Source organism: Saccharopolyspora sp. ID03-671 (genome assembly GCF_045278815.1).
GTDB classification, from domain to species: domain Bacteria; phylum Actinomycetota; class Actinomycetes; order Mycobacteriales; family Pseudonocardiaceae; genus Saccharopolyspora; species Saccharopolyspora ipomoeae.
On the sequence record NZ_CP134054.1, the window covers coordinates 1,625,887 to 1,647,074 of the forward strand.

Below are 21,188 nucleotides of genomic sequence, written 5' to 3' on the forward strand. Positions count from 1 at the left end.
CGCGCGCGGACGGGAGGGAAGACCGTGCGACCACCTCGCACATTGCTTGAGCAGAAGATCCGAGAGCGACGCCAGACGCTAGAGGAGTTCGCTGAATCAGCAGAGCGGTTCGCCCGCGATCACGGCGAGGCGGGCACGCTCGGTGTGCGCCACCTGCAGCGTCTCGTCTCCGGTCGAGGACCCAACGGGCGGCCACTCGGCCCCGTTCGGCCGGCCACAGCCCGGCTCCTCGAGAAGATGCTCGACGCGAAGATCGAAGAGCTGCTTTCGCCGGTGACGAGCCCGGCCGCGACCGACGAACCAGCAAACGAGCTACGTCAGATGCTGCACACCTCGCGGCAGGTCGACGACCAGGTACTCAACCTCCTGCGCGAGCAGCTTGCAACGATCCGTCGCTTTGATCGTCAGCTCGGCGCAGTCATGGCCCACGAGGAGGCTTGCCTGAAGGCCGCGCAGGTCAGCACGCTCCTCACTCACAGCCTTCCCGGTACCGTCCGCGAACAACTCGCCGCCCTGCTGTCCGAGCTGCACACCCTCGCGGGCTGGCAAGCCCTCGACCTCGGTAAGACCAACAGCTCGTGGCAGCACTACGAACAAGCCAAGCGAGCAGCCCGCGAGTCCAGACTCGAGTCCTACGAAATCCACACCGCAGCTGAGCAGGCATTCGTGCTGCTCGACATCGGCGAAACCAAAGCCGCGACAGAACTCCTCGAAGCAGCGCGCAACCGGAGCAAAGCCGGATCACCACCGGTGTTGAACTCGTGGCTCGCAGCCGCTCACGGGGAAGCACTCGCCGCCGACAACCAACCTGCCAACAGCCTCCGAGCCTTCGACACCGCTTCAAAGCTGCTGCCGACCGACAGCATCAACCTGGACGGCCCCTACGTAGCGCTCGACTCCGTACACCTGGGGCGCTGGCGAGGCCACGCCCTTGCCCGATTCGGAGCCCCTGAAGCGATCGAGACATTGACGTCAGCACTAAACGAGCTCGACCCGACCTTCGTCCGAGCCGAGACCTCGCTGCGCATCGACCTGGCAAGAGCCTTCGCGGCCGCCGATAACTACGAAGCGGTTAAACCTCAGGTCAGCATGGCCTCATCACTAGCTGAAAACATCGGCTCAGTCCGTCAACAACGCCGCATCGCGGCATTGGAGTGCGGATAACCGGACAATGTTGCTCCCGATGACCAGGTACGGGCCGGCCTGATCGATCCTCGCGCTGCACCTTGTCCACTGCTTCACGAACGCACACAGGAAGCTCCACGGAGCCATGCACCGTCAGCACTGTGCCGAACAACCGCCAGGCGACGGCACTGACGCCGAATCGGCATGCCCGACAACAAGCAGCGAGCCGCTAAGACCAAATAGCGCGCAATCGGCACCGGCATCCACAATCGGCTGCACAAGCGAGTGACTTCTATCGTTTGCGTCGCGCAGACGACCGTCAGCGCGTAGGTTGTTCCAGGCACTGAACCTGGGACCACGGGTGTACGTGCTGGTTCATAGGTGCGTAGAGAGGTTCATGAGTGACTTCGCAGTCGGGGCTGTTCTCGGAACACGCAGCCCAGTCGGAACAGCTTCACCTAGCGGGAAACCCCGATGCGGCCGCCCTGCGGTCCTCGCGGGCGCTGGGTTGGGGCGCGCTTCTGGCGCCGCGGAGGATCCTGCTGGGGGCCGATGTTCATCCGGTGGTTGAGATCGACACCCGAGCACACGCCATGCGAAAGCAGAACGATCAGCCTCCCATGCTGGACCGGGACACCCTGGCGATGTGGGAATGGCCGGAAGCCGGGCCGGTATGTGCGCCCGAGGTTGTCAAGATCGTCGGCATTCTAAGTCGAGGGCGATCATGGCGTCGCGCATTGTCAGGTGCTGCACGGCTACGAGGGTTCTGCAGCACTGCCGTCCTGGTGGACTCCCTCATGAGTGCAGAGGAGTCGGAGTGTTTGCTGGAATGCAAGCTGCGCGGCGTTGGCCTCGTACAGGTCGGAGAATCAGCCGAGATCCGTGTTGTGGAGCCCGCACAGCAGGGGCGGGCTCCACAATCACAACGCCGGACGCTGGATCGCTGGATCGAGGAACTGCTCTACCGAGATCTCATCGAGAATGGGGCTTTCGGCTGATCGATTTCCGCCAAGGCTCGGGACTGCCCACGGCCTCCCACGCCTTCAAGAAGGCTGGTACCGGCCAATCTCGGTACAGTGGGGCTTTTGCGAGCTCTTCGTGATAGAACGCCGCGCTCTTGCAACGCTCAATCCAACTGTTGCGCCGTGCCGCGGCTGTCAACCGAGGCTCGAACAGCTCGTCCCGGATGTCGAGCAGCCACTGAAACGAGTGGCAGAACGCAGCTTCGACCCGCGCATCGTAGTCGTCGATCGTGACGAAGTGGTCAAGCTGACGTCCGTAGCAGGTGTCGCACTCGCAGACCCAGTGGTGGGCCTGATCCGGCGTCAAGGGGATTGCACCGGCCACCTTGTCCGTCGTGACATAGGAAATGCAGTGCGGCACCAGAATCGACACAGGCCGCTCACCGCCACCACCCCCACCAGAGGCGACCGGGTATAGGTGTCGAAGCGCGGGCATCGTACCGACGGCGGCACACAATGCGCCGAAACATAGTGCACCTAGAGCCGACACGTCGCTGCGCAGCAACATGATCGGAGTGCCAAGTTTCAGCAGCTTGAGCAAGTTCCGTAATGCCCCCTGCACACCGAGAGGGTCGTTGCGGTGCTCCAGGACGAGCGCGACCGGGACGTTGTGCGCCACGATCTCAGCACACAGCTTTTCCACATCGTCGCTGTTCTTAAGCCAGCTCAGATGCAGTGGTAGGCACGCGATGGCATCGTCACCGAGCCTGCGGGTTCGCTCCAGGATGCTCCGCAGACCAGTGACGTCTCCCTCTTCGACGTATCCAGAATCCGTGAGCACAGGCCCCTGGAGCCGCCGCTGCGAGGCGATCCACTCCTGGTCGAACGCCGCCTCGGCAAGATAGCGATTCCTCCCCTTGTACCGCTCGGCATCACAGAGGATCGGTCGGTCGAATCCGTAACCTTTGAGAGCCCGGCTGGCACGGAGAGCCCCGCCCCCGGAAAGCACGAGACCCGATCCCGCCCGCCCCCGCACAAGCTCTGAGGCAGCAGCTGCCTGATCGGCTCGGCATTGAACGAACAGCGTCCCCTGAAGGTCATCGTGCCAGCGAAAGTGCCTGACCCTTGAGGCGGGCGCCCCAGCCGTCTCGATTTCCGGGAACGGAAAGGCCTGGGCATTAGCGGAAGAGTTCGTAGCGGCGCATCGATCAGTACCCGACATAGCCCCTCTCACGGTCACAAGCCGGGCGCATGGCCCGCAGGACCGCCACCTCGCCGCGAGCCCCACCATCTTCGAGGCTTGCGGCGCCTAGTAAGCTGCCGGTAGCCAAACCATCAGCCTTCAGGGCGATCCTGACCCGAACTCCGTGTCGGGCATCACTCAGGGTACCGGCCGCACCCGACGATACCTGGGTGCACTGGGGAGCCTCGGCACTCGAAACGCTTTCCCAATGCCCTCTGCAGCGCCACTGCAATATTTTGTTTCCGCAGGCAGATCACCTAAATTGGGCGAGCCGCTACGTGAGTCAGGAATTCGGACCGACCCTTTGAAATGTGTCGCACATCACGTTTCAAGTGGGTTTGAATAGCCTACGATCTCGCCTCGAGTTCGACTGCGGGCAGTCACGACCACGGGCAACAGCGGCTCGATCCGTTCCCACAGCCCGTCCCCGACCTCCCACGGCCTGCACTGCGCCAACACCAGCCAGACGAACCCACGTCGTTGGTGATCGACGTCGGACAGCTTCGGCTTGGCCAGGCCTCCTTCGGCCGCCACCGAAGAAGCCGCCATCAAATGCCTCTACCTGGTCACCTGTTCCATGGCCCCACAGGAGACGAGGTGTTGTGCGGACTGATGCGGTTACTCGTGGATCTCGATGGCGGCTGCCGGGCAGAGCATCGCGGCGTTGCGGGTGTTCTCGTGCTCGGAGTCCGGCGGGTTTTCTGTCAGCAGGATGACCACGCCGTCGTCGTCTCGCTGGTCGAACACCTCCGGTGCGGCCAGGACGCACTGACCGGCGGCGCAGCACTTGGATTCGTCGATCGTGACCTTCATGGAACTTGCTCCTGGTTCGGATCCGGCCGCTGATCACGGCTGGGGGTGGGTTGGGTCGGGAGCTGGGAACGCCGTGACCCGTCGTCGCCCGGGCACGGCGCTCCGAGCTCGCGTGGCTAGTGGGTGACCGGCAGCTTCCGGACTCCGTAGTTGGTGCCGTGGGTGTCCATCGGAACCTCCGATGGCGGCACGGCCAGCTTCAGGTCGGGGAAGCGCTCGATCAGCCTGGGAAGCACGGTCTTGAGCTCGGCGCGCGCGACGTTCTGCCCGAGGCACTGGTGCACGCCGTAGCCGAAGGCGAGGTGGCGGCTCATCTTGCGGTCGAAGTTGGCGATGTCCGGGTTGTCGAACGCGCGGGGGTCTCGGTTGGCCGCCGGCATCGCCACGACGACCAGGTCTCCCTCGCGGATCTGGGCGCCGCCGATCTCCAAGTCTTCCTTGGCGACGCGTCCGAGTCCGAATTGGACGATCGTGAGGTAGCGCAGCAGTTCTTCGATCGCGGGGCCGATCTTGGCCGGGTCGTCGTGCAGCTGCTGCCACTGTTCGGGGTGGGTCAGCAGCGTCATGATCGACAGGCCCATCATGGCCGCTGTGGTGTCGTGGCCTGCGAACAGCAGCAGCGCTCCGATGCCGGTCAGGTCGCTGTTGGTGAGGATCGTTCCGCCTTCGTCGGCGATGCGGATCAGCTCGGCCAGCAGTCCGGGCGAGTCCGGGTTGTTCCGCTTCTGCTCTACGAGCTTGTTGATGTAGTCCATGAGCCACTTCGCGCCCGCGTCGCGCTGCTCGCGCGGGTTGCTCATGTCCATCATCTGTTCGGTCGCGCCGTGGAACCCGTCGCGGTCCTCGTACGGCACGCCCAGCAGCTCGCAGATCACCAGGCACGGGATCGGCAGGCACAGCGCCTGCACCAGGTCCACCGGCCCGTCCGTGGCGGCGATGGCGTTCAGGTGCTCGTCAACGATGCGGTCGATATAGGGCTGGAGGCGGTTCTGCACGGCCTTCGGGGTGAACTTGCCGGCCAGCAACTTGCGGTAGGCACCGTGGTCTGGCTCGTCCATCATCACGAACAGCGGCGGCAGGCCGCCCTCGCCCGCACCGGCACCCTCCGGCTCCTCGCCGGGCGGGTTGTCGTGGCGCGGGCGACGGGCGCTCATGCGCGGGTCGGAGAAGACCTGGCTGCCCTCGTCGAAGCGGGTCACGAGCCAGCCCTCGGTTCCGTTCGGGAACGTCACCCAGTGGATCGGGCTTTCCTCCTGCAGCGCCTGGTATTCGGGCGGCGGGTCCAGCGGCGCCTCAGTGGCGCGGGTGGTGGGCATCGACTGAGTCATGTTCGTCCTTACTCTTGAGTGGGTCGAGTTCAGTCCTGTTTGGATTCCGCTGCGATTTGCGCGACGGCCTGGGCGATTCCCTGCTGCACCGAGGTCGCGTTGCCCCAGCCGACGTAGAACGCCAGCTGGAGCGCGGATTCGTACAGCTCTTCTTCGGAGCAGTCCTCGCTGAGCAGCGCGCCGCGAGCCTGCACCTGCACCAGATCCGCGCGGCCGAGCGCGGCGGTCGCGCCCAGCACGAGCAGCCTCCGGTCCCGGGTGGACAGACCTGGGCGGTTCCAGATCTCGCCGAAGAGGTGGCCGACGGTCTCGTCGAGGAACGCTCCCGTCTGTCCGTCGAGGGACTTGCTGAACCCGGCGCCGTAGACCTCATCCATGACCTTCAGGCCGCGCTCGTAGCCGTCGTCGCTCATACGTCGTGTCCTTCCCGAATTCCGAGGGTGTCCCGCTCCATGCGTCGGGTGACGTCCACGAGGGGCAGGTCGATGTCCAGCTCTGAGGCCAGCGTCTGCGCGGCGGCAAGGTCCTTGTCCATCAACGCCTCGATTCCGGGGATCATGCCCCGGATCGCGGCCAGCGCTGCCGGTCCGTCGAGGTCTTCGTTCATCAGCGCGGGGAGCTGCTTGCTCATCGCCAGCGCGTCGTCCTCGCCGATGCGCTGCATCTGCAGCAGGTTCAGCAACGTGCGGCCACCGGGGTCGGCGGTGTTGATGACCGCCATGAGCGTTTCCGGCTCGACCCCGGCGGCGGTCGCGAGCGCGGTGGCCTCGGCGACGGTCCGCCAGCTGCCGTAGGTGACGATGTTGCGTGCGAGCTTGGTGGCCATACCGGCTCCCAGAGGGCCGCAGTGCACGACCGCCTTCGCGAAGTCCTCCAGCACCGGCCGGGCCCGCTCGACCGTCCCCGCGTCACCGCCGACCATCGTGACGAGGCCGTTCTCGGCGGCCTTGTCGCCGGGAGTGACACCGGAGTCGAGGAATCCAACACCAGCCTCAGCGCAGGCCGCCGCCAGCTCCCGCACGACCGGCAGCTCGATCGTGCTCAGCAGCACGATCACCGATCCCGGACGCGTGCCGGCCAGCAACCCGGACTCACCGGTGATGACCTCGCGCGCCTGCTCCGCCGAGACCACCGCGACCATCACCACGTCGGCGCGCGCAGCCACCTCCGCCGGGGAGCCCAGCAGCTCCGGATTCCCGCTCAGCTCGGCCGCTTCGGGTCGGATGTCGTACACGACCGGGACCCGGCCACTGCGGGCGAGACTGATCGCGACGCCGCCGCCGATCATGCCGAGCCCGACCACACCGGCCCGCAACGGAACGGTGCTCTGCGGTGCGTTCATGCGTGTTCTCCTCTGTCGGCGCTGACGAGTCGGCCTGCCTCTGGCCGCGGGCGCCGCTCCGCGACGAGTGGCCGGAATCCGCGCACGGCGCGCGCCATGTTGATCCCGACCGCCGCGCAGACGCGTCCCTGGCTGCTGTAGACGGCGACGAGCTTGCGCTCGGGGACCGAGCCCTCGACGACGTCGACCCGGTCCGCCCCTTGGGGACGGCCGTAGATCTGGATCTTGCGGTCATACTGGTCGGACCAGATGTAGGGAACCGGGGCGAACTCGCTCATCTCGCCGTCGTCAGCGAGCAGGTTCCGCGCGACCGCCATGGCCTGCTCGGTCGCGTTGGTCCGGTGCTCGATCCGGATCCGCTGCCCGAGATCGGGGTGGGTCCAGGACGCGACGTCACCGGCGGCCCAGACACCCGGTCCCGCGCTGCAGGTCGCGTCGCACTCAACCCCGTTGCCCACCGGAACACCGCTGCCTGCCAGCCATTCGGTGTTCGGGATGGCGCCGATCGCCACGAGCACGAGGTCGGCGGGCAGTGTCCGCTCGTCGGAGAGCCGCACACCGGTCACCCGGCCGTCCTCGGCCAGCACGCCTTCGACCAGCACACCGGCCTCGACCCGCACGCAGTGATCACGGTGGGTCGCGGTCAGAACCCCGCCGAGCACGTCGCCGAGAACGTCCGCGAGCGGCATCGGCGTGTCGGTCACCATCGTGACCTCGGCCCCGAGCTCCCGCGCCACTGCGGCGGACTCCGCGCCCATGAATCCCCCGCCCACCACGACGAGCCGGGGACGACCGGCGAGTGCTTCCCGCAGCGCCAGCGCATCGTCGAGCGTGCGCAGCACGTGCACGCCGGCGACGTCTTCGGTGCCGGGCAGCCGCCGCGCCCGCACGCCGGTCGTGATCACCAGCTCGTCGTAGCCGACGACCTCGCCGTCATCGACGGTGAGCTTGCGGGCAACCGGGTCCAGCGCGGTCGCGGCCTTGCCCAGGCGCAGGTCGAGGTCGAGATCGCGCACCGCCTCGTCCGAACGCAGTCGCAGCCGATCGGTCTCCCAAGCCCCGGACAACAGCTGCTTCGACAACGGCGGGCGGTCGTAGGGCAGATGGGTTTCCGCTCCGACCAGCGTCACTGCACCCTCGAAACCGCGCCGACGCAGCGCCTCGGCGACCCCGAGTCCGGCCGCGGAGGCACCGACCACCGCGATCCGGTCCGGGCGGCTCACGCGGCGACCCACGACGAGACGGTGGGCCGCTCGATTTCTGGCCGAGAGAGCCCCGTCGACGCGGTCCGGAACGCTCTCCCTCGAACGTCGAGATCAACCAGTTCAGCCACGGGAACCTCGCTTTCCGGCACGCCCGCGAGTCAGTCAGCGGGTCGCATCGCACAGTAACCTAACTAAGTTCAGTTATGAATATAGACCTCCCCCAGGACTTGAGAACTACAAGCGGAGGTGTGCCCACTCACATTTCACCGAGCGCGGCGGGGCACTCCGCCCGATGCGAAATTCACGGAGGGGTCAGTCCTCCGCGTCGGCGACCACCAGCGCGAGCATCCGCTCGATCCTCGTCTCCGGAACACGAGCGCCCTCGCCCGGCTCGGCGCTGATGATCACACCGAGCAGCCCGTCCGCCAGGCCGTCGATCAGCTCGGTGGCCGAGTTCAGCGAGAGGCTGTGCTGCAACGAGACCATGCCGTGCAGGCCGGTCCAGAGCGTGTGCGCCGCCTGGCGCGACGGCAGGCTGACCACATATCCCTCCTCCAGGCAACGCTGCACCGCGCGCCGGAAACGGGCCGCCACCAAGCGCGACGGATGCCGACCCACGCGGTCGGGCTCCACAGCGGGCTGACGAATCTCGTACATCAGGCGGTAGTGCCCCGGGTTCTCCATCGCGAACCGGCAGTACGTGCGGACTTGGCTCACCAGTCGCGTGCGGGCGTTCTCACCGGCCACGGCTTCGTCCGCCGCGCGCATGCGGTCGGCCAATTGCTCGTACTTGTCCGCCAGCGCGGCCCACACCAGCTCGGCCTTGTCCGCGAAGTGCAGGTAGATGCTCGGCGCCGAGACCCCGACCTCCTTGGCCACCGCCCGCATCGTGAGCTTCTCGTCGCTGCCCCACTCGGCCAGCAACCTATTCACTGCGGCGAGCACCTCCGTACGAAGCTGCTCGCCGTGACCACGAGGACTACGGGGACGACCACTCATAACGCCCATTCTCACACCCGGGAGCGCACGAGGTTCGCCAGCGATCCGACTCCGGCGCTGTTCGAGCGGTTAACAACTGGCCGGGCGTGCCAAAGAACGGGCGGTGCCTCGCCGCAACAGTGCGACACCATCTGCGAGCACGTCGGCATCAGCCTGCGCACCTTCTTCAACTAGCTCTGCACCAAGGACGCGCCCCCTCTCGGCAACGGCAGACCCGGCTTCGAAGATCCACTCAACTGCGTCAGCGCGCACCAGCCCGGAGCGTGAAGCCTCCGTCGACGGGGAGCACGACGCCGGTGATGAACGCCGAGTCGTCGGAGGCGAGGAACAGCGCCGCGTTGGCGACGTCCCAGCTGTCGCCCTGGTGTCCCATCGGGACCATCGCAGCCCGTTTCGCGGCGACCTCGTCCCGCTCGGTGCCGCTGGCCCTGGCGACCGAATCCACCCCCATGGGGGTGTCCATCATGCCGGGAGCCACGCAGTTGATCCGCACGCCGTGGGGTGCGTACTCCAGAGCGAGGCTGCGGGTCATGGCGTGCACCGCGGCTTTCGAGGTGGTGTAGGCGATCGCCTCTCCCCCGGCGAGCAGCCCGGCCATCGAGGAGATGTTGACCACCGAACCCCGTCCGCGTTCCCGTATGTGCGGCAGGAGGTATTTGCAGGTCAGCCACATCCCGGTGAGGTTGACCTCGAATCCCTGCCGCCACTTCTCCGCAGGCAAGGATTCGGTCGGCCCGGCCGGCACGATGCCCACGTTGTTGTGCAGCACGTCGACCGCGCCGAAGGCCTCCAGCGCTGCGTCGCGGATGCTTTCGCACTCGGATTCCACGGTGATGTCGGCCTTGTGGGCCACCGCGACACCGCCCTTGCCGGTCACCAGGTCGGCGGTCTCCTGCGCGGAGTCGACGTCCCGGTCCACGACCAGCACTTTCGCGCCCTGCTGGGCGAAGGTCAGCGCGACCGCGCGACCGTTTCCGGTGGTGGCGCCTGGGGTCTGCCCGCCGCCGACCACGACCGCGGTCCGTCCTTCGAGCTTGCCCGTCATCGCTCGTCCCTCCGCGCTCACCAGGTGACCGGCAGTTCTTCGAGACCGTAGGTCAGGGCCTTGTCGTGGAAGCGCAGCTCGCTCTCCTCGACGGCCAGCCGCAGGTCCGGGATGCGCTGGAACAACCGCGGCCAGGCGACCTGCATCTCAACGCGCGAGAGGTTCTGGCCCAGGCACTGGTGCACGCCGAAGCCGAAGCCAATGTGCTTGCGCTCGACACGGGTGATGTCCAGCTGCTCGGCCTCGGCGAAGATCTCCGGGTCGCGGTTGGCGGCCGGCAGGTTGCAGATGATGCCCTCGCCCGCCTTGATCAGCACACCGCCGACCTCGGTGTCTTGCACGCAGACCCGGCGCGGCTCGGTCTGCACCATGCTCCAGTAGCGCATCATCTCTTCGACGCAGCTCGGCGCGTACTTGGCCGGGTCCGACAGCAGGATCTCGCGCTGGCCGGGCTCGCGGATCAACGCCAAGATGCCCAGGCCGATCATGTTCGCGGTGGTCTCGTGACCGGCGCCGATGACCAGCACACCCAGACCCACGGCCTCCTGGAAGGTCAGCTCGCCGCGCTCGTCGACGTGGGTGTTGACCAGCCGCGACAGCAGACCGTTGTCCGGTTCCGAGCGCTTGCGCTGCATGTGCTCGCCGATGGTGGCGAACATGGTCTCGTGCGCGGCGTGCTTTTCCTCCTGCGGCAGTTCGAGCTGCACGAGCTTCTTCGAGGACTCGTGCACCGCGTGCCGCTCCTCGTAGGGCACTCCGAGCACCTCGCAGATCACCACGGTCGGCAGTGCCAGCGCGAAGTGCTCGATGAGGTCCACCGGGCGCGGCATGGTCAGCAGATCGTCGATGAGCTTGTCGGTGAGCTCGGCCATGCGCGGGCGGAGTGCGTCGGAGCGCTTGGCGGTGAAGTCGGGGTTGAGAATCCGGCGCACCGGCAGGTGTTCGTCGCCGTCCTTGCGGAAGAAGATCCCGCCCTCGACGAACGGCTGAGCGTCACTGGTGTTGGGGAATCCCGGCAGGGTCACATCTGCGGCGAAGCGATCGGTGGCCGAGAGCACCTCCCGGAGCTGGTCATGGCGTGTGATCAGCCAGGGAGTGCTGCCGTTCCAGATCTTCACCCGCTCCGGCGCACCTGCCTCGCGGAATTCGGTGGCCTTCTCGGGCGGCGCGAAAGGGCAACCGCGGTTGAGCGGGAAGTCAGGAGCCGAGACGTGTTCTTGCGCTGTCGTCATGTCGATTCTCCGTTTCACGGTGGGAGATGGGTTCAGGCCACGAGTGCGGTGTCCCAGTCGGTTCGGTCGGCGACCAGCTTTCGCAGGGCTCGGAGCGGGCGGACCATGTCCATGCCCACCGCCGCGGTGACCCGGCCGTCGCGGCCGAACAGCGCGGTGAACCGCCGCTCTGCGAGACTGCCGTCGATCACCTGCATCCGATCCGCGCCACGGGTGAGGCCGTAGATCTGGATCTTGCGCTCGTACTGGTCGGACCACACGTACGGCACGCTGGTGAACGCCGACGGCCGATCGGCCAGGATGTTGCGGGCCACCGCCATTCCCTGCTCGGCGGCGTTGGTGCGGTGCTCGATGCGCAAGCGCTCACCGCTGACGGGATCCGGCCACGAGGCGACGTCGCCGGCCGCCCAGACACCGCTACCGGCGTGCAGCGTCTCGTCGCACTCGACACCGTTGTCGACGGGCACACCGCTGCCGGCGAGCCATTCGATGTTGGGCAGGGTCCCGACGCCGACGATGACCGCGTCCGCATCGATGGTGCGGCCGTCGGCCAGCTCGATACCGGTGGCCCTGCTGCCGTCGTGGCACACGCGCGTGACCATCGTTCGCCGATCACCCGCACCCCGCGCTCACGGTGCAGGTCGGTGAGCATCGCGCCGATCTCCTCGCCCACGGCGTCGATCAGCGGCAGCGGACGGTCGGTCACCATCGTGACCTCGCAGCCCATCAAGCAGGCCACCGCGGCAGCTTCGGCACCGATGAAACCGCCACCGACGATCACCAGCTGCCCACGATCGTCGAGCGATCGGCGCAACGCCAGCGCGTCATCCAGCGTCCGCAGCAGGTGCGCGCCCGGACCCCGGTGGCTGCCACGAGCGCGTCATAACCGAGGCGGCCGCCGTCGGCGAGCAGCACTTCCCGTCCTCGCGTGTCCAGCTTCTCGGCAGGCGAGCCGAGCACCGTGCGCACGCCGAGATCGTCGAATGCCTCCGGGGCGCGCAGGGCCAGGCGCTCTAGCTCCCACTCCCCGGCCAGCAGCTGCTTGGACAGCGGCGGCCGGTCGTAGGGCAGATGCGGTTCGTCACCGACCAGGGTCAGTTCCCCGTGAAAACCGCCGCGCCGCAGTGCTTCCACCGTGGACAGACCGGCAGCCGAAGCGCCGACCACCACGATCCGATCAAGCCCCGTCGTCATTCGCGCACCAAGATGGCAGCGGCCGGGCAGATGGCGGCGGCTTCGCGGACGTTGTCGTACTGCTCAACAGGCGGTGCGGCGTCCAGCAGGACCACCACCCCGTCCTCATCACGCTGGTCGAACACCTCCGGCGCCGCCCACGCACTGACCGGCTCCACAGCACTTGTCTTCTTCGAGGGTGATCTCCACGGCCAACTCCGCTCTCACGAATAGATAAGTGAACAGTCGTTAATATACACTTGTTTACCGATAGCGAGCGAACATGACCCCCACCACACCGGAGGTTCGAATGAGCACCGACCGCGATGAAGGACTCGAACTGCTGCGCGAGATGCTGCCCGAGATGCTCGACAGCCAGACCAGCGACGAACTCCAGATGGAGGGCTTCGCAGGCGAATTGGCCGAGCTGAGCCTGCAGAGCGTCTTCGGCGCGCTCTGGACCCGCCCCGGACTGGATCGGCGCAGCCGCAGCCTGGTCACATTGGGCATCCTGATCGCCCTGCGCGCGAACGAAGAACTCGCCTTCCACTTCCCCATCGCCCTGCGCAACGGGCTCACCCGCGCCGAACTCGAGGAGGTCGTTTACCACGCCACCGCCTACGCCGGATTCCCCGCAGCCTCCGCGGCACGCCTGGTGGCGACGCGGTCACTCGGCGACGACGCCACCTCCTGACCAGGGTCGAACACCGTGACCAGCACCCGGACATGGCAGGCTGGAGCCATGCGTGCAGACGATTCGTCCTCAAAGGAAGATTCGGGCACCGCGCGGGCGCGGCGCGAGCGAAACCCGCGCGGCCAGGGGGACCGGCTGCGCGAAGAGGTGATCGCCGCGCTGGTTCGCCTGGTTAACGACGACGACCGGATGCGCCCGCTCCCCCTGTCACTGCGCGAGGTTGCCCGCGAGGCAGGTGTCACCGCTCCCGCCCTGTACCGGCACTTCGCCGACAAAGAGGAACTGGGCCGCGCCGTCGAGATCGACGGGTTCGAACGACTGATCACGGCCATGGACGCCGCCGACGCCTCGGTCACCTCCGGACTGCCCAGCCAGCGATTGATCGCCCAGGCGCAGGCCTACTGTCGGTTCGCCCAGGAGCACAAGGGCTACTACCGGATCATGTTCAAGACCGACTTCATGCGCTTCGCCTCCTCGACCACCGAGCCGCACATGGCCGCCGAACTCGCCGAACGCTGGCGCACCGCGGTCGCCCGGCTGCGCGAGCAGGACATCGAGCTCAGCCAGCCCCCCGAACAAGCCGCGATGTTCATCTGGGCATCGGTGCACGGCCGACTGGCACTCACCTCCACAGTGGAATCGATCTGGCCGCTCGGCGACGTGCACGACTACATCGAGAAGCTGGTGGAGTCACTGGTGAAAGTCGGCCTGCCCAGACACCCGACCGCCTGAAACCAGCGCGTCCACCTGGTTCGGAACCAAGTCGTGAGCGCTACCGAGCGAGCGCTGCCATCACCAAGTGACAGGCAGCGCCGCAAGACCGTAGACGACGTGGTGCGGACGAAACTCGACATCCTCGAACGGCACACCGAGCGCCAGCGTCGGGAACCGCTTCAACAAAGCCGGAAACGCCGCGGTCATCTCCATCCGCGCCAGCGGCGCGCCCAGGCAGTGGTGCGGACCGTGCCCGAACGCGACGTGCGCGGTGGGTTTGCGTGTCAGGTCGAGCCGATCGGGGTCGCTGACGAACCGCGGATCGCGGTTGGCCGCCGCGAGCCCGAACTGCACCTGCGAACCCGCCGGGATCGTCTGGTCACCCAGCCGAACCTCCTGCTTGGTCACCCGCGGAATTCCGGAGTGGGCGACGCTGAGGAATCGCAGCAGCTCTTCCACGGCCGGTCCGATCTGATCGGGGTTGGCACGCAGCCACTCCAACTGATCAGGGTGCTGCAGCAGAGCCAGAGTACCGATGCCGAGCATGTTCGCCGTGGTCTCGTGGCCTGCGGTGAGCAACAGCCCGGCGATGTTGGTCAGTGCGTCGGCGTCGAGCTCGTCGCCGTGCTCACGCACCAACATGCCGAGCATGTCCTCGCCGGGATTCGTCTGCGCTCGTGCGACCAGACCCTCCATGTAGGCCCGGCCTTCGCCCGCTAGCTTCGCCCGCTCCTGCGCAGGCAGCGATGTGTCGGTCTGACGCGAGGTCCGGTCCTGGAACTCGGCGCGATCCGCGTAGGGCACGCCCAGTAGTTCGCAGATGACCAGAGACGGGACCGGCAACGCGAACTCGGCCACCAGGTCCGCACCGGGCCCGACGCGTTCGAGGTTGTCCAGATGCTCGTCGACGATCTCGCTGATCCGGGGCTCCAGGCGGCGCATGCGCCGCATCGTGAACTCCGGAGTGAGGATCCGCCGGAGATGGGTGTGCTCCGGCGGGTCGAACGCGAGCAGCTGCCCCTTGCGCATCCGCTCCCGATCCTTCGGCGACAGGTGCGCGGCTGCCTCCTCGCCTGCCGCGGTGCCCAGGAAGTCGTTGCTGAAACGGGAGTAGTCGGACAGGACCTCGCGCACGTCGGCGTGCCTGGTCACCATCCACGCCTCACCGCTGCCGAGCGTCACCGGGACCTTCGCGAGCTTGCCCTCCTCTCGGATCTCGGTCACCTCCGGCGCGGGACCGAGGCCCTCTCGCGCCATGTACAGCGGAACGTCGGTCATCACCGGCCCCCTCCTTCGCCGACCCGCCCAGGTGCTCTCCGGCCGGACCGTTGCACTGGCGGGCGCAACCGTATCGACTTTGGTTGCTAGTGCAACCATTTTTCAAGTCTCACAGTCGCGTGGACGGACGCCCCACCGCGCCCGTCCATCGCTGGCGCCTACAGAAGCACCGAGCATCCGACCGTCGCCAGCTCCAGGCGTGAGTCCTCAGCCGAGAAGAGAGCCACCACCGAACGTCGCGAACTCACGTCAGATCCCAGCACGCGGCACCAGTTCTGACTCGGCGATATGAAGGCGCGCCAGCGGCTACCTAACGACCGATATCGGCGGAAGGCTTCGCGGCGGCACCGTCGCCGGTGGCCTCCTCCGTCTCACGGTGATCGAGCGTGAAGCGGTACGGACCCATGAGAAGCACGCAGACGATGCTCATCGCGACAAGAGCGACGATCGGGATGGTGCCGGCTCGGTAGGAACCCGTGGCTGCGAAGATCTGACCGAGCAGGAACATCCCAGAGGCCGCTCCCAGCGCGTAGAGGAAGTAAACGAATCCCAGCACCCGACCGTACGAGTGCTTGGGGAAGTAGCGACTTGTCATGTAGGCGGCGACATCGCCCTCGGCTCCCAACCCGAGCCCGATCAGGGCGGCACCCACGAACAGCAGGCCTACCTCGGCCGAGATGATCAGCATGGCGACGCCGGTTGCGCACAGCGCGAAGATGATCGCGGCGATGACCGGGGCGTAGAAGCGGTCAAGCAGGTAGCCGACCAGCAGGCGGGCCAGCAGCGACGACAGGCTCAGCACGGACAGGACGGACACGGCCACGGCCTTGTCGATACCCTTGTCCGTGGTCATCGGCACGACCTGCGACATGAGCCCGAAGGTCGCCGAGGACACCAGGAAGATCGACACGGACAACAGCCAGAACTGCCGATACTTGCGAGCCACAGTCCACAGCGACTCACCGATCACCCGGCCTTCATCGCGCGCGGCCTTTCTCTCGCCCTCGTGTTCGGCGGGCATCCTGGTGACGAAGAGGTAGACCGCCACCGGGATGACCGTGCACATGGCTCCGATCACCAAGCAGGTCAACCGCCACCCGGCGAGCTCGAGGACCCAGTTCGCGAGGAACGGCATCAGGACCCCGCATGCGCCCAGCCCTGCCATGAGAGTCCCCAGTGCTACACCGCGCCGGTCTTGGAACCACGCGCTGACCACGGTCGCGTGGACGATCGGGTTCACGGCGCCGCTACCGGCGCCCATTACCACGCAGGCGAGGTAGAACAACATCTGGTTGTTCGGCAGGACGGACAGCCCCATGAATCCGATGCCGAAGGTGAGGGCCATGGAGACTGACGGCGCCTTGGGACCGTAGCGGTCGATGAGGATGCCGAGCGCCACGATGCTGATACCGACCAGCACGGTTTCGATCGACAGGCCGTTGCTGATGACACTGCGCTCCCACCCGAACTCCGCTGCCATGGGCCCGCCGACGACGTTGAACAGGACGTTGACGGTGCTCGTGCCGAAAAGCAGCGTCAGGAAGCCGGTAACGACGTACCACCACCGGTTCATGTGCCGGGATCGCGTCGGGAATGCGGCGACGCTGCCTGCACTCATGCGAACTCCTGTCTGTCGGCGAACCTCGCGGTTCGCTGGCCAAGGACCTCTCCTCAGTGCTGTGGGTCACGAAGCATGAGCTTTGGTCCGTCCTTTGTCAAGATATGACCAAAATGGGACGATCGTCTGAATCCAAGTCGGCACCAAGCCCCCTGATTGACACCACGATTGCGCGAGCCTATGGTCCGAAAACCCAATTGCGAATGCGGCATTCCTATATCGGAACGGATCAATGATGCTTCGACCGACTCACATCGTCGCGGTGCTCGCCGTGACAGGGCTGGCTGCGGCCGGCTGTGCGCAGGCGCCGTCCGCAGCGCAGAACTACCCCTCGTCCACGGTCCGGATCATCACGCCCTTCGCGGCGGGTGGGATCTCGGACACGACCGCTCGCGTGGCGTCCCAGTGCCTCGAGAAGGACCTCGGTGGCACGTTCATCGTCGAGAACAAGGACGGTGGCGGAGGCGCCGTCGGCATGACGGAAGTGGCGCAGGCCAAACCGGATGGCAGCACCCTGTCCGTGGTGTCAGTGTCGACCGCCGCGCTGGTGCCGCTCGTGACCGAGGGAGCGAAGTACGAAGGGGCCAGCTTCGAGCCGATCTCCGGTGTGACGCTCGCCCCCTCGGTGCTGGTGGTGAAGAACGACAGCCCGCACCGCACCGCCCAAGACCTGCTAGCCGCGGCGAAGAGCGAGAACGGCGGGTTCACGGTCGCCATGCCCGGTTCTCGCGGCATCTTCTCCCTCACCACGAACGCGATCACTCAGGCTGGCGGGCCGAAGTTCACCAACGTTCCCTTTGAGAGCAACGACAAATCCGTGGCGGCGGTTCTCGGCGGCAACTCCGACAGCGCCTACCTGAGCACCTCACCGAACCTGCTCGAACAACTGCGGTCGGGCCAGCTGCGCGCGCTCGCCACCGGTGCGCCCCAACGCCTCGACTTCCTGCCCGACGTTCCCACCTTCGCCGAACTGGGTTTCCGCGATCTTCCGGATTCCACCGTGAACGTCGCGCTGGTCGCACCGCGCGGACTGGACGACAAGATCGAGCAGCGGCTCGCCGACGCCATGCAGAAGTGCCTCGAGGACCCGCACACCGCCGACGTGCTCGGCGAGGAGTTCGTGCGCCAGGACAACCCGGGACCGGCCGTCATGCGCGAGGAATTCGCCACCTCGGAAGCCTCGTGGCGCAAGGCGGTCGGCCGATGACCGGCGCACGAGCTGCCGACCGACCACACCGGACGGTCCCGGCCGCACTGACCGCGTTCGGAGCCGTCGCGGTCGTGGTCTCCGTCGGATTGGGGCTGGGGAGCACGACGCAGCCGGGACCTGGTGCCTGGCCGCTCGTGGCTTCCGCCGGAGTCGTCCTCAGTGGAGCCTGGCTGACCGTCACCGGCGTCGAACGCCCCGAGCTCGTCGCGCTCACCGATCTCGGCAGAGTGCTCGCAGCCGTCGGCGCCCTCGCGCTGTTCGTCGTGCTGCTCCCGCTCGTGGGCATGCCGGTGCCCGCTCTGGTGGCGATCGTCGTGTGGCTCCGGCTGTTCGGGGAGTCGTGGCGGCTGACGATCGCCACCGCGGTGCTGGCCGTCGTCAGCCTGCAGATCGTCTTCGTCGAACTGCTCGCGGTCCCGCTGCCGGTCGGGCCACTGGCCCCGGGGAGCTGAGCGCGATGAACTTCTCCGAGATCCTGACCGGTTTCGAAACGGTGCTGACGCCGACGAACCTGCTGTTCGTGCTCATCGGTGTCGTCGTCGGCATGGTCATCGGCGTCATCCCCGGGCTGGGGCCGACGGCGACGATCGCGCTCCTGCTGCCGCTGACCTACGGCATCGAGCCCGCCACGGCCATCATCATGCTCGCCGGCATCTACTACGGCTCGATGTACGGCGGCACCATCACCTCGGTCCTGCTGCACCTGCCCGGCGAAGCCGCCTCCGTGGTCACGACCTTCGACGGCTACCAGATGGCCAAGCAGGGACGTGCGGGACCGGCGCTGGGCATCGCCGCGATCGGCTCGTTCGTCGGCGGGCTGGTCTCCGTGGTCGGACTGCTGCTGTTCGCACCGCTGCTGGCCTCGTTCGCCCTGCGCTTCGGCCCTCCGGAATTCACCGTGCTCGCCCTGCTCGGCATCGCGTTGGCCGCCTACCTCGGCTCGCGCCGGTTCGCCGCGGCGCTGGCGATGGCGGCCTTCGGCCTGCTGCTGGCCACGGTCGGGCAGGACTCCATCGAGGGAAGCCCGCGGTTCACCTTCGGCAGCCTCGAACTCCTCAACGGACTGGACTTCGTCGCGGTCGCCATGGGCCTGTTCGGGCTCGGCGAACTCCTGCACACGCTGGAAACCTCGCGCCGGGCCCGCGGGCAGATCGCTCCGGTCGGCCACGTCCTGCCCTCCCGCGCCGAGATCCGGCAGTCCGGAGGAGCGATCGCCCGCGGCAGCGTGATCGGGTTCGTCCTCGGGTTGCTGCCGGGCGGCGGCGGCATGGTCGCGTCGCTGGCCTCCTACGCCACCGAGAAACGACGTTCGTCCGCACCGGAACGCTTCGGCAAGGGCGCCATCGAAGGCGTCGCCGGCCCGGAGACCGCCAACAACGCAGGATCCCAGGCCGCGTTCATCCCGCTGCTCACCCTCGGCCTACCACCCAACCCGGTGCTCGCGCTGATCCTCGGCGCACTGCTCATCCAGGGCGTGACACCAGGGCCGCAGCTCATCGTGGAGAACCCCGACATCTTCTGGGGCGTCATCGCCTCGATGCTCGTCGGCAACATCATCCTGCTGGTGCTGAACCTGCCGCTGGTGCGCGTGTTCATCAAGATCCTCAACATCCGCGTCGCGATCCTCGCCGCGCTAGCGGCCGTGGTGACGATGCTCGGCGTTTTCAGCATCAACAACAGCGTCTTCGACCTGTGGGTCGTGCTCGCCTTCGGCGTGCTCGGCTACGGCATGCGCAAGGCGGGCTTCGAACCCGGACCGCTGGTGCTGGCCTTCGTGCTCGGCGGTCTACTCGAACCCTCCGTGCGCCAGTCCCTGCTGATCAGCGGCGGTGACCCCACCGTCTTCGTCACCAGACCCATTTCCGGCACCATGCTCGGCCTCGCCGCGATCGCCACGATCGTCATGACCGTGAAGTCGGTCCGGGCCCGGAAGAACACCCGCACCCCAACCGATCCCGAGAAGGTGAACGCATGACGGCGTCCGCGCCCCCACCATCGAGCCCGCCTCTCGACGGAGTCACCGTCGTCGCGCTCGAGCACGCCGTCGCCGTGCCCATCGCCAGCAGGCAGCTGGCCGACCTCGGTGCCCGCGTCATCAAGATCGAGCGCCTCGACGGCGGCGACTTCGCCCGAGGTTACGACGACGTCGTGGCAGGCGAACTGTCGAGCGTGTTCCTGTGGACGGGGCGCGGGAAGGAATCACTCGCGGTCGACCTCAAGAACCCGGCGGGGATCGCGCTCGTGCGAGAACTGCTGGCCGGGGCCGACATCTTCATCCAGAACATGAGTCCCGGCGCGGTCGAGCGGCTGGGCCTCGGTCCCGACGAGCTCACCGAGGAGAACCCCCGGCTCATCGTCGTCTCCAACACCGGCTACGGCGAACCCGGCCCCTACGCGGGCAAGCGCGCCTACGACGCGCTGGTGCAGGCCGAGTCGGGCACCGTGGCCGTCACCGGCACCAAGGACATCATGGTCAAGCCGGGTTTCTCGGCCGCCGACGTGGCCAGTGGGATGTACATGGCGCAAGCCGCACTGATGGGCCTGTACCAGCGGGAGCGCACCGGCGTGGGAACGGTGGTCGACGTCGCGATGATCGACGCGATGACCGACTTCATCGCCAACCACATCTACTACGCCCAGCACAACGGGATCCCCGCCGAACGCATCAGCCTCGGCCACCCCTCACTCGTCCCCTACGGCGAGTACGCCACGCGGGACACGCCCGTCGTCGTCGGCATCCAGAACGACCGCGAGTGGGCGCGCTTCGCCGAACACGTGCTCGGGCGACCGGAGCTGGCAGAAGAGCCCGAGTACGCCACCAACGTCGCCCGCACCCGGCGCCGCGATGAGGTCGACGCGCTGATCTCGCAGACGCTCCGGCGATTCACCGCCGCTGAGCTGACGGCGCTGCTCGACGACATCGGCATCGCCTGCGCCCGGGTCAACGACCTCAAGTCGGTCTCCGAGCACCCGCAGCTCGTGGAGCGCGACCGCTGGGCGCAGACCTCGACGCCCGTCGGCCCGGTGCCGACGTTGCGGCAGGTCATCACCGAGCGCCGCAAGCAGTACCCGGTTGGTGCCGTGCCGGCGTTGGGACAGCACACCCGGCAGCTGCTCGCCGAGCTCGGGCGCGACGGAGCCGCGATCGACGAGCTCGTGCGGCGCGGCGTGGTGCGCGATTCCACAACACGTGTTCCCGGCCAGTAA

At 67.2% G+C, this 21,188-nt stretch carries 20 protein-coding genes and 2 pseudogenes; 8 read left to right on the plus strand and 14 right to left on the minus strand.

All coding sequences use genetic code 11. The features are described from left to right. Nucleotides 1–42: 42 nt before the first annotated feature. Both REH65_RS07630 and REH65_RS07635 read left to right on the plus strand, forming a co-directional pair. On the plus strand, nucleotides 43–1,164 hold the full coding sequence (locus REH65_RS07630; RefSeq protein WP_406691853.1) for a hypothetical protein: 1,122 nt from the start codon (nucleotides 43–45) through the stop codon (nucleotides 1,162–1,164). 362 nt (nucleotides 1,165–1,526) lie between these two features. Continuing rightward, a complete protein-coding gene (locus REH65_RS07635; RefSeq protein WP_406691854.1) occupies nucleotides 1,527–2,123 on the plus strand; it encodes a hypothetical protein in 597 nt (198 codons plus the stop codon). Here REH65_RS07635 and REH65_RS07640 read toward each other — a convergent pair. The 12 genes and pseudogenes from REH65_RS07640 to REH65_RS07695 all read right to left on the minus strand — a co-directional run bounded on the left by REH65_RS07640 (nucleotide 2,098) and on the right by REH65_RS07695 (nucleotide 12,677). After that, nucleotides 2,098–3,096, minus strand: coding sequence for a hypothetical protein (locus REH65_RS07640; protein ID WP_406691856.1), 999 nt, complete (start codon nucleotides 3,094–3,096; stop codon nucleotides 2,098–2,100). The genes REH65_RS07635 and REH65_RS07640 overlap by 26 nt on opposite strands. A gap of 852 nt (nucleotides 3,097–3,948) precedes the next feature. Further along, nucleotides 3,949–4,143, minus strand: a complete 195-nt coding sequence (locus REH65_RS07645) for a ferredoxin (protein ID WP_406691857.1) — start codon at nucleotides 4,141–4,143, stop codon at nucleotides 3,949–3,951. 116 nt (nucleotides 4,144–4,259) lie between these two features. After that, nucleotides 4,260–5,471, minus strand: a complete 1,212-nt coding sequence (locus tag REH65_RS07650; RefSeq protein ID WP_406691858.1) for a cytochrome P450 — start codon at nucleotides 5,469–5,471, stop codon at nucleotides 4,260–4,262. A 29-nt stretch (nucleotides 5,472–5,500) separates the two neighbouring features. Further along, nucleotides 5,501–5,884 carry a carboxymuconolactone decarboxylase family protein gene (locus REH65_RS07655; protein ID WP_406691859.1) on the minus strand — a complete coding sequence of 128 codons (384 nt, stop codon included), beginning with the start codon at nucleotides 5,882–5,884 and terminating at the stop codon, nucleotides 5,501–5,503. Beyond that, on the minus strand, nucleotides 5,881–6,813 hold the full coding sequence (locus REH65_RS07660) for an NAD(P)-dependent oxidoreductase (protein ID WP_406691860.1): 933 nt from the start codon (nucleotides 6,811–6,813) through the stop codon (nucleotides 5,881–5,883). Before REH65_RS07660 ends, REH65_RS07655 begins: the two co-directional genes overlap by 4 nt. After that, nucleotides 6,810–8,048 carry an NAD(P)/FAD-dependent oxidoreductase gene (locus REH65_RS07665; RefSeq protein ID WP_406691861.1) on the minus strand — a complete coding sequence of 413 codons (1,239 nt, stop codon included), beginning with the start codon at nucleotides 8,046–8,048 and terminating at the stop codon, nucleotides 6,810–6,812. Before REH65_RS07665 ends, REH65_RS07660 begins: the two co-directional genes overlap by 4 nt. A 282-nt stretch (nucleotides 8,049–8,330) precedes the next feature. After that, nucleotides 8,331–8,951 carry a TetR/AcrR family transcriptional regulator gene (locus tag REH65_RS07670; protein ID WP_406691862.1) on the minus strand — a complete coding sequence of 207 codons (621 nt, stop codon included), beginning with the start codon at nucleotides 8,949–8,951 and terminating at the stop codon, nucleotides 8,331–8,333. A 307-nt stretch (nucleotides 8,952–9,258) separates the two neighbouring features. After that, on the minus strand, nucleotides 9,259–10,062 hold the full coding sequence (locus REH65_RS07675) for an SDR family NAD(P)-dependent oxidoreductase (RefSeq protein WP_406691863.1): 804 nt from the start codon (nucleotides 10,060–10,062) through the stop codon (nucleotides 9,259–9,261). A 17-nt stretch (nucleotides 10,063–10,079) separates the two neighbouring features. Beyond that, entirely contained in the window at nucleotides 10,080–11,294 is a 1,215-nt protein-coding gene (locus tag REH65_RS07680; protein WP_406691864.1) for a cytochrome P450, read from the minus strand. Nucleotides 11,295–11,326: 32 nt separating this feature from the next. After that, nucleotides 11,327–11,896, minus strand: coding sequence for an oxidoreductase C-terminal domain-containing protein (locus REH65_RS07685; protein ID WP_406691865.1), 570 nt, complete (start codon nucleotides 11,894–11,896; stop codon nucleotides 11,327–11,329). Nucleotides 11,897–11,964: 68 nt separating this feature from the next. Next, nucleotides 11,965–12,488, minus strand: a pseudogene (locus tag REH65_RS07690) (FAD-dependent oxidoreductase); the annotation flags it as partial. Then, nucleotides 12,485–12,677 (minus strand): annotated as a pseudogene (locus tag REH65_RS07695) (ferredoxin). The pseudogenes REH65_RS07690 and REH65_RS07695, both read right to left, overlap by 4 nt. Before the next feature lie 100 nt (nucleotides 12,678–12,777). Between REH65_RS07695 and REH65_RS07700 the strand changes: the two are divergent. Both REH65_RS07700 and REH65_RS07705 read left to right on the plus strand, forming a co-directional pair. Further along, nucleotides 12,778–13,161, plus strand: coding sequence for a carboxymuconolactone decarboxylase family protein (locus REH65_RS07700; RefSeq protein ID WP_406691866.1), 384 nt, complete (start codon nucleotides 12,778–12,780; stop codon nucleotides 13,159–13,161). 15 nt (nucleotides 13,162–13,176) lie between these two features. Beyond that, nucleotides 13,177–13,893, plus strand: a complete 717-nt coding sequence (locus tag REH65_RS07705) for a TetR/AcrR family transcriptional regulator (protein ID WP_406691867.1) — start codon at nucleotides 13,177–13,179, stop codon at nucleotides 13,891–13,893. Nucleotides 13,894–13,953: 60 nt separating this feature from the next. Here REH65_RS07705 and REH65_RS07710 read toward each other — a convergent pair whose 3' ends face one another. Together REH65_RS07710 and REH65_RS07715 are read right to left on the minus strand one after the other, a co-directional pair. Beyond that, entirely contained in the window at nucleotides 13,954–15,153 is a 1,200-nt protein-coding gene (locus tag REH65_RS07710) for a cytochrome P450 (protein ID WP_406691868.1), read from the minus strand. A gap of 310 nt (nucleotides 15,154–15,463) precedes the next feature. Then, entirely contained in the window at nucleotides 15,464–16,771 is a 1,308-nt protein-coding gene (locus REH65_RS07715) for an MFS transporter (RefSeq protein ID WP_406691869.1), read from the minus strand. Between the two features lie 262 nt (nucleotides 16,772–17,033). On the opposite strand from REH65_RS07715, the gene REH65_RS07720 reads away from it, so the two are divergent. Genes REH65_RS07720 through REH65_RS07735 form a run of 4 tightly spaced genes read left to right on the plus strand, consistent with a single transcriptional unit; the run spans nucleotide 17,034 to nucleotide 21,188 of the window. Beyond that, nucleotides 17,034–17,978, plus strand: coding sequence for a Bug family tripartite tricarboxylate transporter substrate binding protein (locus REH65_RS07720; protein WP_406691870.1), 945 nt, complete (start codon nucleotides 17,034–17,036; stop codon nucleotides 17,976–17,978). Then, a complete protein-coding gene (locus tag REH65_RS07725) occupies nucleotides 17,975–18,433 on the plus strand; it encodes a tripartite tricarboxylate transporter TctB family protein (protein ID WP_406691871.1) in 459 nt (152 codons plus the stop codon). The genes REH65_RS07720 and REH65_RS07725 overlap by 4 nt, the downstream gene beginning before the upstream one ends. A 5-nt stretch (nucleotides 18,434–18,438) precedes the next feature. Beyond that, complete coding sequence (locus tag REH65_RS07730) at nucleotides 18,439–19,956, plus strand: tripartite tricarboxylate transporter permease (protein WP_406691872.1); 1,518 nt, start codon at nucleotides 18,439–18,441, stop codon at nucleotides 19,954–19,956. Then, entirely contained in the window at nucleotides 19,953–21,188 is a 1,236-nt protein-coding gene (locus REH65_RS07735) for a CaiB/BaiF CoA transferase family protein (protein WP_406691873.1), read from the plus strand. The genes REH65_RS07730 and REH65_RS07735 overlap by 4 nt, the downstream gene beginning before the upstream one ends.